The sequence below is a fragment of the Paenibacillus sp. PSB04 genome (assembly GCF_025809195.1).
In the GTDB taxonomy this organism is placed as follows: Bacteria; Bacillota; Bacilli; order Paenibacillales; family Paenibacillaceae; genus Paenibacillus_AQ; species Paenibacillus_AQ favisporus.
The window spans coordinates 3317750-3333553 of record NZ_CP081301.1 but is presented as its reverse complement, the minus strand read 5'-3'; the positions used below and the strand labels follow the sequence as shown (position 1 = coordinate 3333553).

Here is a 15804-nt window from a genome sequence, read left to right as displayed (position 1 = left end):
TTCACCAACCTTTTTCAGAATCGGTCTGACCCAGCAGGGCTGCCCGCACATCAGAAATCAAATACAGCGTGCCGGACACCACTGCCAAATCCCCCGGTTCTGTCCGTGACTTAAGTATGTCTAGCGCGTGTTTCCAATCCGGTTCTACGATGATCTGCAAACCTGGTTTGCCGTGAGAATGCTTCAGCCGCTCCACAATGTCCAGCAAAGCATCAGCGTCCATTTTTTTTCGGAAATCCGGCTCGGTCAGGATAAGCGTATCCACTATTGGAAGTATATGCTTCAAAGAGGACTCATGATGCTTATTTGACAGCATTCCCATCATCAAATTTAACTGTTTAAAGTGATAATGCCTTTGCAGGCTCTTGCTGAGGCTCTCCAGCCCCTCCGGATTATGCGCCCCGTCCAGAACAATCCGCGGAGAATCGCCCACTTCTTCGAGCCGGCCGGCCCACTTCGTATCCCGGAACCCCTTCAGCAGATCCTCATCGTCCATGACAAAAGCCATGTACTGCCGCAGCACTTCCAGCGCCATCATCGCGCCGGCGGCATTGGCAATCTGGTGCTCGCCCTTCATCCCGATGCTCAGATCCAGCTCGCGGAAAGGACCTTTGAAATGGAACGTCTGTAACGAACCGTCCAAACCGGTATATTCGTAGGTGAACTGCTCTCCCGCCAAATACAGCGTGGCGCGGCACTCTTCGGCTTTTTGCTTCAGCACCTCAATGACTTCCGGCTGGTTCACGCAGCTGACCACCGGAACGCCTGGTTTGATAATGCCGGCCTTTTCCGTGGCGATTTCCACAAGCGTATCGCCAAGAATATCGGTGTGGTCCATCCCGACATTGGTGATGATGGAGACGATGGGGTGAACGATGTTCGTTACATCCAGCCTTCCCCCGAGCCCGGTCTCCCATACAACCACGTCAGGGTAGCATTCCTCGGCATAATACAGGATCGCCAAAGCCGTGGACACTTCGAACATCGTCGGCGATCCGAGCTCCGTGGCCGCAATTTCCTGCACCGCAGGGTACAGGCGGTTCGCCAGGGAGAGCAGCACCTCCTCCGGAATGTCTTCCCCGTTGTACTGAAAGCGGTTCGTGAATTTGGTGATATACGGCGAAGTATACGTGCCTACCGAATAACCGCTTTGCAGAAGTACACGGGTCAAGTAAGCGCATGTCGACCCTTTCCCGTTCGTACCGGCGACATGAATGAATTTCAGCCTCCGGTGCGGGTTCCCGAACTTCTCCATTAACGTTTCGATCCGCTGCATCCCCGGTCTGATCCCAAACGGAATCAGACCGTTAATCCAATTCGCCGCCTCTTCATATGTGCGCAGAGAAGCCTCCCGTCCGGCTTCCAATTGATCCCCCATACCATTCACCTTCTGAATTTTAGTTAAGTTTCTGCTGCGTCGTGATCAGCCTCTCAGCTCTTCGATCCGTGCGATGACTTTGCTGCGTTTATCGGAATAGTCGGCCATCTTGGCCTTCTCCTCTTCAATGACTTTTGCCGGCGCTTTCGCCACAAAGCCTTCATTGGCCAGCTTTTTCTCCACCCGCTGCACTTCGCTGTTCAGATGCTGCAGCTCTTTCTCCAGCCGCGCAATCTCCTGGTCAATGTCGATCAGACCGGCAAGCGGCAGGTACAGCTCGGCACCGGTAATCACGGCAGTCATCGCCTTGTCCGGTGTCGTCAGGTCGAGACCTGCCGTAAAGCTCGAGGTGTTGCAGAAGCGCTGAACGTATACTTCGTTCCGGTTCACGATCTGCAGCACTTGCTCGTCGCCCGCCTTCAGCATCAGCTCGATCTTCTTGCTCATCGGAACATTAACCTCTGCGCGGATGTTGCGAACGGCACGGATGGCATCCATCAGCAGCGACATCTCGGCTGCAGCTTCGGCATCCTCGAAGGCTGGATCATACTCCGGCCATGCCGCAAGCGTGATCGTTTCCCCTTCGTGAGGCAGATGCTGCCAAATTTCTTCGGAGATGAACGGCATAAACGGATGAATCATCCGCAGCGTGCGGTCCAGCACATAGCTAAGCACCGACTGCGTCGTTTTCTTGGCGCTCACATTGTCTCCGTACAAAGAGAGTTTGGCAAACTCAATGTACCAGTCACAGAGGTCATCCCAAATGAAGTTATACAGGAGCCGGCCCGTTTCACCAAATTCGTAGGCATCTATTAGACGCGTAATGTCACGGGAAGTTTCGTTCAGGCGGTGGAGAATCCAGCGGTCCGCCGTGCTGAGCTCTCCGCTTATGTCAATGTCGTCATATGTGAATCCTTCCAGATTCATCAGAGCGAAACGGGAGGCATTCCAGATTTTATTGGCAAAGTTGCGCGCCTGCTCCACGCGTTCCCACCGGAAGCGCAGATCCTGCCCCGGCGTGCTGCTCGTGGAGATCATGTAGCGCATCGCATCTGCGCCGTACCGTTCGATGACGTCGAGCGGATCAACGCCGTTGCCGAGCGACTTGGACATTTTCCGTCCTTCGGAATCCCGGACCAGTCCGTGCATCAGCACGTCCTTGAACGGAATTTCGCCCGTAAATTCCAGCGCGGTAAAGATCATCCGGGCTACCCAGAAATAGATGATGTCATAGCCCGTAACGAGCACGTTCGTCGGATAATAACGTTCCAGATCCGCCGTCTGCTCCGGCCAGCCGAGGGTAGAGAACGGCCACAGCGCCGAACTGAACCAAGTGTCCAGAACGTCGTTGTCCTGCGTAAGCTCGGTGCTTCCGCATTTGGAGCATTGAGTTACATCCTCATGGGCTACGTGGATCTCGCCGCAGGATTCGCAGTACCAAGCCGGAATCCGGTGTCCCCACCACAGCTGACGGGAAATACACCAATCCCGGACGTTTTCGATCCAGTTCAGGTACGTTTTCTCGAAACGATCCGGAACGAAGCGTACCCCTTTGCCCGCCTTTTGCGCCTCGATGGCTCTTTCCGCGAGCGGCTGCATTTTAACGAACCACTGCGTCGACAGGTAAGGCTCGACTACGGCGCCTGTGCGCTCACTATGCCCTACCTGGTGCACATGGTCTTCGATTTTGATCAGCACGCCGAGATCCTTCAAATCCTGAACGATCTGCTTGCGGCAATCGGCCCGGTCCATGCCTTCGTACTTCGCGGCCTGGTCATTCATCGTGCCGGTCTCGTCCATCACGATGATTTGCGGCAGATCGTGGCGCAATCCCACCTCAAAATCGTTCGGGTCGTGTGCCGGAGTAATTTTCACGGCGCCGCTGCCGAATTCGCGTTCCACGTACTCGTCGGCAATAATCGGAATTTCGCGTCCGACAATCGGAAGCACGAGCATCTTGCCGATCATATCCTTGTAGCGCTCGTCTTTTGGATGAACCGCTACCGCCGTATCGCCAAGCATCGTCTCAGGACGCGTGGTCGCTACCGTAATGTGGCCGCTTCCGTCCTTCAGCGGATACTGCAAATGATACAGATGACCGTTGACTTCTTTATATTCAACCTCAATATCGGACAAGGCGGTTCTGGCGGCCGGATCCCAGTTGATGATCTTTTTGCCGCGGTAGATCAGCCCTTTTTCATAGAGTTTCACGAAAACTTCGCGAACCGCCTTCGACAGACCTTCGTCAAGCGTAAACCGCTCTCTGGAGTAATCCAGCGAAAAGCCCATTTTGGCCCACTGTTCATGAATCGTTTCCGCGTATTGGTCCTTCCATTCCCACACTTTCTCCAGGAACTTCTCGCGCCCCAGGTCGTGGCGGCTAATATTCTGCTCACGCAGCTTCTGCTCCACCTTGGTCTGCGTCGCGATGCCCGCATGGTCCGAGCCCGGAAGCCACAAGGCGTCGTACCCCTGCATCCGCTTCGTGCGAATCAGAATATCCTGCAGGGTAAAGTCGAGGGCGTGCCCGATATGGAGCATCCCCGTTACGTTTGGCGGCGGAATCACGATCGTATACGGCTCAGCCTCGGGCTTCTGCCCGGCTTTGAAATACTGGCCGTCGATCCAGTATTTGTACCATTTCTTTTCGGCCGATTTCGGGTCATACGTCGTCGGCATCCCGGTTGTTGCTTGGTTTTCCTGGTCTGTCATATTGTTCATCCTCCATCACAAGATCAGCTTTGCCAAAAATACAAAAAACCTTTCGTCCTCAAAGGACGAAAGGCTGTTCTTTCGCGGTACCACCTTTGTTTTGCGACAGCAAGCACAAACACGCATGCCTTCGCAACACTTCGTACAGATAACGGCTGCAGCCGGCCGGCTCTACCTCCCGCGCCTTCGGACGCAAGTGCTCAAACCGACAACTTCCGGGCGACTTCGGACAGCTGCATCCTGCGGAATCTTCCAGCGCTGCAATTCCGCTCTCTGAAGGGCAATACCGCCTACTCTTCCCGTTCATCGTTTTTGTGAAGATGGTGAAATGGATCATTTTTCAGCGAAGCTGAAGCGTTTCATATCGCAAGAAAAACTTCCGCCAAATTCAGGATGTCTTCTGTATTTGACGTTCGTTGATGTTTTTCTGCAAAACATATACTCCATAATAACGCGCTTCATGTCGATAGTCAACTTCCCTTAGTCCAAAGTGCAGGACCATTTTCCCGTGTTCGGGCAGACCTCATCCCGGGCACAAAAAAAAAGAGCCCGGCGCCGCAAAGCGCCAGGCTCTTCTGATTGCCTCAAAATCGTTACGGAATATACAGAATTTGACCTTCCTGCACGGTCTGGTCCGCCAGCCGGTTGTACAGCACAAGCTCCCGCGGCGTCAGCTGATAACGGTCGGCGATCGTCTCGAGCGTCTCCTCCCGCTGAACGATGCACAGCCGGACCTTACGGAACGGAGTCTGCTCGGAGATACTGCCGAGGAACAGGTTCTTCCATTTGATATCATCGGCTTCAGCAGCACCCGCGCTGGCGATGGCATCAGCAGCCTGCTGCTCCTCCTGCGCCTGCTGGTACTCAAGCTCCTTGATCGAACGGCTTGAGGACAAGATCGAGGAAAAGCCGATCGCTTCCTTCTCGCCGGACTCGGGTTCCTTCTTGCTTCCGAGCGCAATCCGCATTTCCCGGTCTTCAGGCGGTTCTTCCTGCTGAACTTTATCCTGGAAAGCTCCAAACGGGAACGTAGGCTCGCTGAACGGGTCTTTACCCGCCGCGTTCAAATAGATGTCTTCTTCCTGCTCTTCATCCGCCTGAACCGCCGTCGCTTCCGGATGCAGCAGCTCCGACTCCTCTTCATGCTCAAAATGCCACTTGTTCGGGTACTGGGGCTCCGCTGTCCGCTCCGATGGTTCCTTGTCCGTATGTAAAGCGGATAATCCGGCCACCTGCGGCGGAGGCGCTGCCGCTTCCCGCTCAGGTTCGTGGGCAGATTCCCATGCGGTAGACGGCGCAGTTTCGCGGGAATCGGACGCCTGAGGCACAGCCGCTTCCTCCGGCTCGGACGGAGGAACAGCAGCCGCTTGCCATGCGGCTTCCCAGGCTGCCGCTTCCCGTGCTTCATCCGAGTCACTGGCTTCCGCAGCTTCGATCGGAACCTGTTCCGGCTGCTCTGCCTGAATTTGGGACTGAGGCGGCGTAAAGGATGGAGCCGGTGCGGTCCAGACAGGCGCAGGGTCGTCTGGCGGCGTGAATTCACGCTGTTCCGGTTCTGCCGAAGCCGGCTCTTCCTCCCGCTCTTGCGCGAAGATCGCCGCTTCCTCCGGAAGGTCCTCATCCGGTGCATGAACCACCGTGAATTCGTCCGCTTTCCAGGCGGGTGATTCCGCGACCTGAGTCTCGATGCCGCGCAGAGAAAGAACGCCCGTAATATTCAGGCTCCGTTTGGACAGCAGGTCGACGTCAAAATTCTCGATTTCCACCGCAATGTCATCCAGCGAGGTTACCCGGTTCAAGGGAACCGTAATCTCCACTGGAATGAAATGCTCCAGCCGCTGCGTCCCTTCTTCCTCACCTTCGCTTCTGTACAGCCCCGACAGGAGCAGATGCCCGCGCAGACTGGCTTGTTCGTCCTGGCTGATCACTTGAATATGCGGAAGCAGCTCGATTTCCTCGAGTTCTTCGATACCCGCCACGTCTTCGTTTAAATGGATGCGTTCGTAAATGTCAAAGCGTAAACCGTAGGACTGGTCAAACACAAATAACGTCCTCCTTTTCGGCATATTTCTAACCGTGGGCCATCCCCACAGCACGAGCCAAAATCGTTACTCGTTCTATTTATATGCTTTAAAAAGAGGAGCATGCCAGTTTTCATATGATACTTAGGTTTACGCTCTCACAAGGGCTTTGAGACGCTCCATATCCTCGGGCCACGGATCGCTCACCTCAATCTGCTCGCGTGTGAGCGGATGGGCGAAAGAGAGACGCTCCCCGTGAAGCGCCTGCCTGCCGATGGCGGACATGCTTCCGCCGTACAAGGCATCGCCCAGCAGCGGGTGACCGACATGACTGAGATGAACGCGGATCTGATGCGTCCTTCCGGTTTCCAGTTCCAAATAGACGAGGCTGGCTTGATTCCCGGCTTCTGCGTGGAGAATCCGGGTCACCGCAGATTGCCCTCCCGGAGACACCCGTCTGCGCTGCTTGTGATGGCGGTCCTTGCCGATGGGCAGGTCGATGACCTTCATCTCCGCAGGGATCCGCCCCTCGACAAAGGCGGCGTAAATCCGCGAAATCCGCTTGCCGCTCATCTCCTTGTCCAGCACAAGCTGCGCCCAGTCATTTTTGGCATACAGCACGGGCCCGGTGGTATGCTGGTCGAGCCGATGAATATGCCTGACCGCAATCTCTTCCCCTTGCATCTGATAATGGGCGGCCACGGCATGATCCAACGTGATTTCGTCGGTGTGCCCATCCGGGTGAACCTTCATCCCGGCAGGCTTGTGAACGACCAGGCAGAAGTCGTCCTCGTACAGCACGGTGAGATCCGTCCAGATCGGCTCGATCCCCGCCTTGCGGGAAGCAAAAAGGGCCAGCCGAAGCCGGTCCCCTTTCCACTCGATGCCATTTGATGCCTGAAGCTGTCCAAGCAGCTTCTCCGGCAGGCCTGCCTCGTTCAGCAGCCACGCCGCGGCCGCCGCTTCGCGGTCCGCGGCCGATGCGATTTTTTTGCCCGGAGCCAGCTCCAGCCATTCCCCGCGCCGGAGCCAGTGGTTCAGGCTCACAGCTGCTTAAGGGCGTTGTAATTGGCTTCAATCGTCGCATCGATGTCTTCGATGCTGTGGGCAGCCGATACAAACATCCCCTCAAATTGGGAAGGAGCCACGCTCACGCCTTCCTCAATCAGATTGCCGAAATATTTGGTGAAGCGCGGAATGTCGCTCGTCTTCGCCGTATCGTAATTCACGACAGGCCCTTCCGTGAAGAAAGGACATACCATGGAACCGACGCGGTTAATCGTCACCGGAATGCCAAGCTCTTTGGCATTTTTTACAAAACCGGCCTCCAGACGGGCTGCGCGCTCTTCCAGCTGGTCATATACAGCAGGCGTCAGGAGCTTCAGCGTCGTAAACCCAGCCGCCATGGCCAGCGGATTTCCGCTCAGCGTGCCCGCTTGGTAAATCGGACCGGACGGCGCCACTTTTTCCATAATTTCGCGTTTGCCGCCGTATGCGCCGACAGGCAGTCCGCCGCCGATCACCTTGCCCAGGCAAGTCAGGTCAGGCGTAATGCCGAACCGGCCTTGGGCACAGTTCAAATGAACGCGGAACCCGGTCATGACCTCATCAAAAATGAGCAGGCTGCCATATTTTGTAGTAATTTCGCGCAAGCCTTCCAGAAAGCCCGGAAGCGGAGGTACGACGCCCATGTTGCCGGCTACCGGCTCCACGATGACGCAGGCGATCTCCTCGCCAAAACGTTCAAAGGCAAGCTTTACGGACTCAAGGTCGTTATACGCGACCGTGATCGTATTGCTGGCCACGCTTTCCGGCACGCCCGGGCTGTCAGGCAGACCCAGTGTCGCCACCCCGGAGCCGGCTTTGATGAGCAGGCTGTCCGCGTGTCCGTGATAGGAGCCTTCGAATTTCAAAATTTTGCTGCGTCCCGTGTACCCGCGGGCCAGACGAATCGCGCTCATCGTCGCTTCCGTACCGGAATTGACCATCCGGACGATGTCGATCGAAGGGACACGCTCGCACACGAGCTTGGCCATCTCCGTCTCAATCAGCGTAGGCGCGCCGAAGCTCGTGCCTTTGGCCGCCGTTTCCTGAACCGCAGCAATCACTTCCGGATGGGCGTGTCCCATAATCAGGGGTCCCCAGGAGCCGACGTAGTCGATAAAACTGTTGCCATCAATATCGTACACGCGCGATCCTTGGGCATGGTCCACATAAATCGGCGTAAGTCCGACCGATTTAAAAGCGCGGACCGGGCTGTTTACTCCGCCGGGGATATATTGCTTGGCTTCTTCAAAGGCCGACCGGGAAGCCTCCTCCTTGCGCTTTCCTGACATACTGCTCATGTCATTCACTCCAATCTATCGGTTTAAATCACCCCGCTAAGCGGGGATTTTGCTCCGATGCTTCGGTTATCCCTTGATCCACCGGGCCACGTCTTTGGCAAAATAAGTAATAATGATATCCGCGCCGGCGCGCTTCATGCTCGTCAGCATTTCCTGCACTACGGCTTTTTCGTCGATCCAGCCTTGAATGGCCGCCGCTTTGACCATGGAGTACTCCCCGCTCACATTGTAGGCGACGAGCGGAAGGTCGAACTGATCCTTCAGCGTGCGCATAATGTCCATATAGGACAAAGAAGGCTTGACCATCAGCATGTCGGCCCCTTCAAGCACATCGGATTCCGCTTCACGCAGCGCTTCGCGCGCGTTGGCCGGATCCATCTGGTACGTTTTGCGGTCGCCGAACTGAGGTGCCGAGTCGGCTGCCTCGCGGAATGGGCCGTAGAAGGCGGAAGCATATTTGACCGAATAAGACATGATCGGAATATGCTCAAATCCGTTCTCGTCAAGCCCTGCGCGGATCGCCTGCACGAAGCCGTCCATCATGTTGGACGGGGCGATAATATCGGCGCCGGCTTTCGCCTGGGACACCGCCGTTTTGACCAGCAGCTCCAGCGATTCATCGTTCATGACGTCGCCGCACACATGGCCATCCCGTTCATAGGTATGCACCATGCCGCAGTGTCCATGATCCGTAAACTCGCAGAGGCAGGTGTCGGCTACGACGAGCAGGTCCGGATACCAGGACTTGATCAGGCGTGTGGCTTCCTGCACGATGCCGTCTTCCGCAAAGGCCGAGGAGCCGATGCTGTCCTTCGTTTCCGGAATGCCGAACAACAGCACGGCAGGAATGCCGAGGGAGGCAATTTCGTCCACTTCTTCTTTCAGCCGGTCCAGCGAAAAATGATAGACTCCCGGCATGGATGAAATCTCGTTTTTTATGTTTTCTCCATAGGTTACAAAAATCGGCATGATCAGGTCATTCACGTTCAGCACCGTTTCGCGCACCATGTTCCGCATGCCCACGGACTGGCGGAGGCGCCGGTGTCTTACCATTGGAAAACTCATAGCTGTAAACCTCCTGTTGGTAGATATTTACGAGTCTAGGGTCATCCCAGACCCTTCTATTCTGATGCGGCCGCAGCTTCCGCGTTCCACAGGCACAGCGACCGGACAAGGCTGTCCAACGTCGCTTCTTCGGCAATGATGCCTACTTCAAGGCCCGCGTCACGGGCTGTCTTGGCCGTAATTTCTCCAATACATGCAACTTCCACACCCTGCAGCAGCGCTGCCGGGTCCTGCACTCCCATCCGCTGCAAAATCGAGAGCAGATTGTTCACCGTCGACGAGCTGGTGAACGTCACGGCATGAATCCCGCCCTCTTCCAGCAGCCGGATCAATTCGGGATCGTCCTCCCGCCCGGCGATCGTCTGGTACATCACCGCGCTGGTGACCTCGAGTCCCATCTCCGCGAGCTTGTCAGGCAGCCAGTTTCGTGCCAGATCCCCGCGCGGGAGGAAGACCTTCTGGCCGGCGAGCAGCTGGCTGCCCAGCGACTCGATCAGTCCTTCCTGCTGGAAGCGGTCCGGCAGCTCCACGGGGATGATGCCCCGCTGCCCGAGCGCCTCGGCTGTGGCCGGGCCGACCGCCGCAATCCGCGCCCGATGCAGCTGCCGGATGTCCTTCCCCTGCTCCTTCAAATGGCGGAAGAAGTAGTCGACGCCGTTGGTGCTGGTGAAAAACACCCAGTCGTATTCACCGAGCCGGTCGAAGGCGTCCTTGAGGCCCTGCTTAAGCTCGGGCGCTTCGGGATACACCGTCTCGATCACCGGAAATTCGTAGGGCTCCCCGCCGAGCTCCTCGATCCGGTTGACCAGATCGCTTGCCTGAGCCCGGGAGCGGGTGACGAGGATCCGCTTGCCGAACAGCGGCAGCGACTCCGCCCATTTGAGCTGCTCGCGCTGCCGCACGACGTCGCCGACAACGATGACGGCCGGCGGCTGAAAGTCCGCCTGCTCTACTTTCTCCGCGATGTCGGCGAGCGTCCCGGCGAGCACCGCCTGCTCCGCCCGCGTCCCCCACCGGATCAAGGCCACCGGCGTGCCGGGCTTACGTCCATGGCGCATCAGCTGCTCGGCGATATAACCGATCTTGGCCACGCCCATCATAAAGACCAGCGTTCCGGTCGCGTTCGTAACCTTGTCCCATTCGATCATCCGGTCCAGCTTGTCCGGGCTTTCATGTCCGGTGATGATGGACAAGGAAGAGGCCAAATCCCTGTGGGTCACCGGAATGCCCGCGTACGCCGGTACCCCGATCGCCGCCGTAATGCCGGGCACGATTTCATAAGGAATGCCGTTTCGCCTTAGCAGCTCGGCTTCCTCACCTACGCGTCCGAATATCGTCGGATCGCCGCCCTTCAGCCGCACGACCGTTTTGCCCTGCAGGGCAAGGTCCACCAGCAGCTGGTTGATCTCTTCCTGCTTCATCGTATGGCGGTCCGGGAGCTTGCCGACGTATATTTTTTCCGTTCCCGGCTTGAGCGAATGCAGCAGCTGCGGCCCCGCCAGGCGGTCGTATACGACGACATCCGCCTTTTGCAGGCATTCCAGCCCTTTTACCGTAATTAATTTGGCATGCCCGGGCCCGGCTCCCACCAAAAATACTCTTCCCGCCATGTTCTCATCCCCTACTCCCTGGTCTGTTCCAGAATTCTCTCGGCTCCCTGGGCAATCAGCTTATTGGCAACGTCTTCCCCAAGCTTCTGTGGATCCGTTCCCGTCAGCGTTTCTTTTAAAATGACGTCCCCTTCGGGAGATCCTACCATTCCCGTTAATTGTATAACGGGCGGAGTGCCTTGGGAATGCTCCGTTTCGGACGGAACGAGTACGGCGTGTGCCCCGATCGGCACCTGGCAGCCACCGTTCAATACGGCGAGAAACTTGCGTTCGGCAGCAACGGTCAGCTCCGATTCCTTATCGTTATATAAATCAAGCAGTCTGCGCAGATCCGCATCATCTTCGCGGCATTCGATGCCGAGCGCTCCTTGGCCAACAGCCGGCAGGCAGGTCTCCACCGGAATATACGAGCTGATTTTATCCTCCCAGCCCATGCGGTACAGCCCGGCAGCGGCGAGAATGATCGCCTGAAAGCCTTCTGTCTCGAGCTTGCGCAGACGCGAGTCAATATTGCCGCGAACCGGCTCCAGTTCCAGGTCCGGCCGGTGAGCCTTCAGCTGGCTGGAGCGGCGCAGGCTGCTCGTTCCTACTTTCGCTCCCTGCGGAAGCTCGTCAATGCTTTTCCCGTGAAGGGAAATGAGACAGTCCCTCGGATCGACGCGGCGGGGCACCGCACCGTTCATCAAACCCTCGGGGAGAACCGAAGGCATGTCCTTCATGCTGTGCACGGCCATATCGATTGCACCGTCCAGCATAGCCTGCTCGATTTCTTTAACGAACAAGCCTTTCCCGCCGACCTTGGACAACGTCACATCCAGAATGCGGTCGCCTTTCGTCACGATCTTTTTCACTTCAAATTGAAAATCAAACCCGTGTTCCGCGCACAGCTGCTTCAGCTGGTCGATGACCTGCCCTGTCTGCGTTAATGCCAATGCGCTTTGTCTGCTGCCTACTACGATTGTCCGCATCATGATTCCTCCTGGTTGTTCGCTATCCATTGCTTGATTTGTTCCGTATCCCACGGCTCAAACGTGCCCTTGCGGATTTCATCCAGCACTTCAAGCTCTGCCGCTTTCATTAATAATCTTTGCCGGGTTTCCGGGCGCGTAACCTGCCTCTTGATGCTGCTGCGCATCCGGTACATCCATTCGAGATATTCCTCGTATTCAGGGCCGTATTCTTCCTCCAGCCTGTCGCAAATCTCCGCAGCCAGCGCCGGTCCGGCGCCCGATGTGGACACGGCGATCACCAGCCTGCCCCGGCGAAGCACGCTCGGGCTGATAAAAGAACCCGTCCTACTGCCGCCGGCCGCGTTTGCCAGCGCACCCATCCGCTCCGCCTCATCGATCACGGCACCGTTCACGGCAGGTGAGGAGGTTGCCGCATAGACCAAAAAGGCCCCCGCCAAATCTCCCGCCGCGTACTCGCGGGAAATCCAGCGGATCCGGCCTTCCATTACAAGCTGCCGCAGCCCTTGTGTCACTTCCGGACTGATCACCGTCACATCTGCCGAAGCCGCAAGCAGGGAATTTACCTTTCTTTCGGCCACGGCCCCGCCGCCCACCACGGCGCAGCAGCGCCCCTTGCAATCCAGCATTACGGGCAAATATACCGACAAAGGACTCACTCTCCTGTCCAACGGTGAAAATCGGACCACGTATTCAGTACGAAAATAAAGATAATAAACGCATATCCGATCAGAATCCACTGGGCCATCACTTGACCGGAATGCTGTTTGGAACGTTTACGAATCAGAAAAAAATAATAAATCGCCAGTCCGGCAAGCGTAGCCACTACTTTCAAGTCCAGCAGCAGGCTGAGCTTGCCTTCGGAAATAAGCGACAGCACCGCGACGATGAACGAAACGGATAAGAGCGGGGTTCCGATCGATGCGAGCAGGTACGTATACTTGTCCATCAGCTCAAGACTCGGAAGCCGGCGGACGGTGTCGCTCCATTTTTTCCCTTTCAGCCTTCTATGAAGAAACAAATACATGCCGGCAAATACGGCGGCAATGGTGTAAACGGCGAAGCTTAGGTTGGCAAGCGTGATATGCAGAATGAGCAGGCCGTGTACCGTCTCCCAATGACGCAGCGGGTTATTCCCGGCCGCAAACCATAAGCGGTTCAGCACCATGGCGCTGAATCCGATGATGCCGAGCAGCAGGACGGCAAACTCCGACCGCTGCACCCAGTTCAGGATCAGAGCGGCGATGACGATACTAAATGAAAATAAGAGCAAAAAATCAAATGGGGTAAAGATCGGCAGCATGCTCTCCTGCCACGCTCTGATCAGAAGCGCGCCTCCCTGCAAAACGCCAACTACAACAAGAAGCCCTGTACCCATCCGCTTTGCCCCCTGATTGCGTCGTATGCAATCCGAGATAAAAAACAGAAGGCTCAGGGCGTAGATATAAATGCCGGCATCGTAAAAACCAGTGAGCAATGTCAACTCCCCCTACCGGCTTACAGGCTTGCAGGAGTCAAAGAAACCTTGGACAGCTTCATGTCCGATGGGTTCTTGCTATTCCCTTGCGGGACCTTGCCGGATTTCTCCATGACGCTGCTGCCATGACCGGACGCATTCATGTCCTCTTCCAAAGCAAATATGTGTGTGAAAAACTCTAGCGCCTCGTTGCCTTCCTTGCCGCCGGCCATTTCCTTCAAGCGGTTGATCGGATCGTGCATCATCTGATTGACGATACTCTTGGTCAACCGGCGGATGACTTTGCGCTGATGGTCGTTCAGTTCAGGCAGCTTGTTAAACAGGCTTTCCAGCGTTTCTTCATGAATCGCCGTGGACTTCTCCTGAAGCGCACGGATCGCCGGCCGGATGCCGAGCGTCTTGAGCCATTGATAGAACGCCGTCTTCTCCTCTTCGATCATCACTTCGATCTTCGCGGCTTCGGCCCGGCGCATTTCGAGGTTGCTCTCAACGATTCCTTCCAGGTCGTCAATATCATACAGGAATACGTTGCTAATCTCGGCGATAGCCGGATCAATGTCCCGCGGCACCGCGATATCAATCATAAACAGCGGCCGGGATTGCCGCTTCTTCATGCTCTCGCTGACCTGCGCCGGCGTAAGGACGTAATCCTTGGCACCCGTCGAGCTGATCAGGATGTCCACTTCGTGAAGCCGGGCAATCGCCTGCTCCATCGTGCACGGCGTACCTTGAAACTTGCTGGCCAGTTCTTCCGCCCGCGCCAGGGTCCGGTTGGCGACGATCACCTCTTCGGCCCCGTTCGCGTACAGGTGCTTGACGGTCAGCTCGCTCATTTTGCCGGCACCGAGAATGAGCACCTTCTTGTCGTTGAACATGCCAAAAATCCGTTTGCCCAGCTCAACGGCCGCGTAGCTCACGGACACTGCGCTTTCCCCAATGGAAGTCTCCGAATGGGCTCTCTTGCCAAGGGTTACAGCCTGCTTGAACAGCATGTTGAACCAAGTGCCCGTCGCTTTCTCCTCCTGGCTTTGCAGGAAGGCGCTTCGGACTTGACCCAAAATTTGCGTCTCCCCGATCACCATGGAGTCCAGGCCGCAGGTCACCCGGAACAAATGGGAAATGGCCTGCTCGTCTTCATATATATATAAATGCTTTGTAAATTCTTCTCTTGGGATGTCAAACCATTGCTCCACAAAACTGCGGATGAAATACCCGCACATATGAAGACGGTCTACCACCACGTATATTTCAGTGCGGTTGCACGTAGCCACAATCACGCCTTCCATTACACTTTTCGTCAGCATCAGCTGGCTGAGTGCCTTTGGAAGTTCGCTTTGATCAAATGTAAAACGTTCCCTCACTTCTACAGGCGCTGTACGATAGTTTAATCCGACAACGACGATGTGCATTACGTGTTCACCTGCCTATGTTTCATTTCAAAAAAAAAGATCCAGTTCAGGACGTTTTTTCTTACGGTACGTTCATTAACAACGTGTTCATTATATCACAAATGTCCTGCTCTCTCTGAACTATTTTTGAAATGTTTATGAAATTACATGTGATTTATTGTGTCACAAAGCACTGGGCTTTATACCCTCTTTATTGCGTTTCTTCCAGCGTCTTGGCGAGTTCTTTGCCGATTTTCTTCAGCTGGCCCGCTTGCGAGGCGATCACGTGCCCGTCCTCGCTCAGCAGCTTATCGTATACCGGCATGACACCTGCATACAGCTGGCTGTACCGAAGCAGCATGTCCTTCTCCGCATCGGTGAGGAGGCGGTTGCCGCCGATTTGCCACTCTGTGATTACATTAACCAGATCACCGACCGGTTTAAGCGGATCGACGTCACCGTCCCCAAATGTTTTTGCCAGCCGGCCGTGAGCATACGACGCCGAATAAGCCGCCAGCTTGAGGGCGTTCAGCTCATCGGTGCGCGAACTGCCAGCCGCATCCGCCAGGGACGTTCCCAGCACCTGCATTTGAAACTGGGCCACCTCGAACAGCATCCTTTCGGCATTCTCTCCCTCGGTATGAGGCCACATCATCCGGTATCCTTGGTAGACAAGGCTGACAAGCAGGACCAACAGCAGACCGACAAACAGCAAATCCCTCTGTTTTCTCCTTCTCACGCTTAAGCGAACCTCCCTGTTAACAAGCTTACTACTCATTGTATGGGGGTCCAAAAAAACAAATAACCATGGAGATGTCCATGGTTATGATTTAGATATCG

At 55.9% G+C, this 15804-nt stretch carries 12 protein-coding genes and 1 other annotated feature; all 12 genes read right to left on the bottom strand.

The window, feature by feature from the left end; translation table 11 throughout:
• Nucleotide 1 precedes the first annotated feature (1 nt).
• The 12 genes from K2F33_RS15320 to K2F33_RS15265 all read right to left on the bottom strand — a co-directional run bounded on the left by K2F33_RS15320 (nucleotide 2) and on the right by K2F33_RS15265 (nucleotide 15703).
• Nucleotides 2–1378 (bottom strand): bifunctional folylpolyglutamate synthase/dihydrofolate synthase, encoded by a 1377-nt coding sequence (locus K2F33_RS15320; protein ID WP_076174374.1) that lies wholly within the window; start codon nucleotides 1376–1378, stop codon nucleotides 2–4.
• A 45-nt stretch (nucleotides 1379–1423) separates the two neighbouring features.
• The gene (locus K2F33_RS15315; protein ID WP_076174371.1) at nucleotides 1424–4090 is read right to left on the bottom strand and encodes a valine--tRNA ligase; all 2667 of its coding nucleotides are present in this window, start codon (nucleotides 4088–4090) and stop codon (nucleotides 1424–1426) included.
• A gap of 58 nt (nucleotides 4091–4148) precedes the next feature.
• Nucleotides 4149–4406 (bottom strand) — a binding site (T-box leader).
• 277 nt (nucleotides 4407–4683) lie between these two features.
• Nucleotides 4684–6132 (bottom strand): LysM peptidoglycan-binding domain-containing protein, encoded by a 1449-nt coding sequence (locus K2F33_RS15310; RefSeq protein ID WP_263882142.1) that lies wholly within the window; start codon nucleotides 6130–6132, stop codon nucleotides 4684–4686.
• Nucleotides 6133–6261: 129 nt separating this feature from the next.
• The gene (locus K2F33_RS15305) at nucleotides 6262–7158 is read right to left on the bottom strand and encodes an RluA family pseudouridine synthase (RefSeq protein WP_263882141.1); all 897 of its coding nucleotides are present in this window, start codon (nucleotides 7156–7158) and stop codon (nucleotides 6262–6264) included.
• The gene (hemL, locus tag K2F33_RS15300) at nucleotides 7155–8456 is read right to left on the bottom strand and encodes a glutamate-1-semialdehyde 2,1-aminomutase (RefSeq protein ID WP_263882140.1); all 1302 of its coding nucleotides are present in this window, start codon (nucleotides 8454–8456) and stop codon (nucleotides 7155–7157) included. Before hemL ends, K2F33_RS15305 begins: the two co-directional genes overlap by 4 nt.
• A 66-nt stretch (nucleotides 8457–8522) precedes the next feature.
• Nucleotides 8523–9521, bottom strand: a complete 999-nt coding sequence (gene hemB, locus K2F33_RS15295; protein WP_263882139.1) for a porphobilinogen synthase — start codon at nucleotides 9519–9521, stop codon at nucleotides 8523–8525.
• A gap of 56 nt (nucleotides 9522–9577) precedes the next feature.
• On the bottom strand, nucleotides 9578–11131 hold the full coding sequence (cobA, locus tag K2F33_RS15290) for a uroporphyrinogen-III C-methyltransferase (RefSeq protein ID WP_145142002.1): 1554 nt from the start codon (nucleotides 11129–11131) through the stop codon (nucleotides 9578–9580).
• An 11-nt stretch (nucleotides 11132–11142) separates the two neighbouring features.
• Nucleotides 11143–12099 (bottom strand): hydroxymethylbilane synthase, encoded by a 957-nt coding sequence (hemC, locus tag K2F33_RS15285; RefSeq protein WP_263882368.1) that lies wholly within the window; start codon nucleotides 12097–12099, stop codon nucleotides 11143–11145.
• Nucleotides 12099–12749, bottom strand: coding sequence for a precorrin-2 dehydrogenase/sirohydrochlorin ferrochelatase family protein (locus tag K2F33_RS15280; protein ID WP_263882138.1), 651 nt, complete (start codon nucleotides 12747–12749; stop codon nucleotides 12099–12101). Before K2F33_RS15280 ends, hemC begins: the two co-directional genes overlap by 1 nt.
• A gap of 5 nt (nucleotides 12750–12754) precedes the next feature.
• Nucleotides 12755–13477, bottom strand: a complete 723-nt coding sequence (gene ccsA, locus K2F33_RS15275) for a cytochrome c biogenesis protein CcsA (RefSeq protein ID WP_145141996.1) — start codon at nucleotides 13475–13477, stop codon at nucleotides 12755–12757.
• A gap of 119 nt (nucleotides 13478–13596) precedes the next feature.
• On the bottom strand, nucleotides 13597–14985 hold the full coding sequence (gene hemA, locus K2F33_RS15270) for a glutamyl-tRNA reductase (RefSeq protein WP_076174358.1): 1389 nt from the start codon (nucleotides 14983–14985) through the stop codon (nucleotides 13597–13599).
• A gap of 190 nt (nucleotides 14986–15175) precedes the next feature.
• Entirely contained in the window at nucleotides 15176–15703 is a 528-nt protein-coding gene (locus K2F33_RS15265; protein WP_263882137.1) for a hypothetical protein, read from the bottom strand.
• Nucleotides 15704–15804 lie beyond the last annotated feature (101 nt).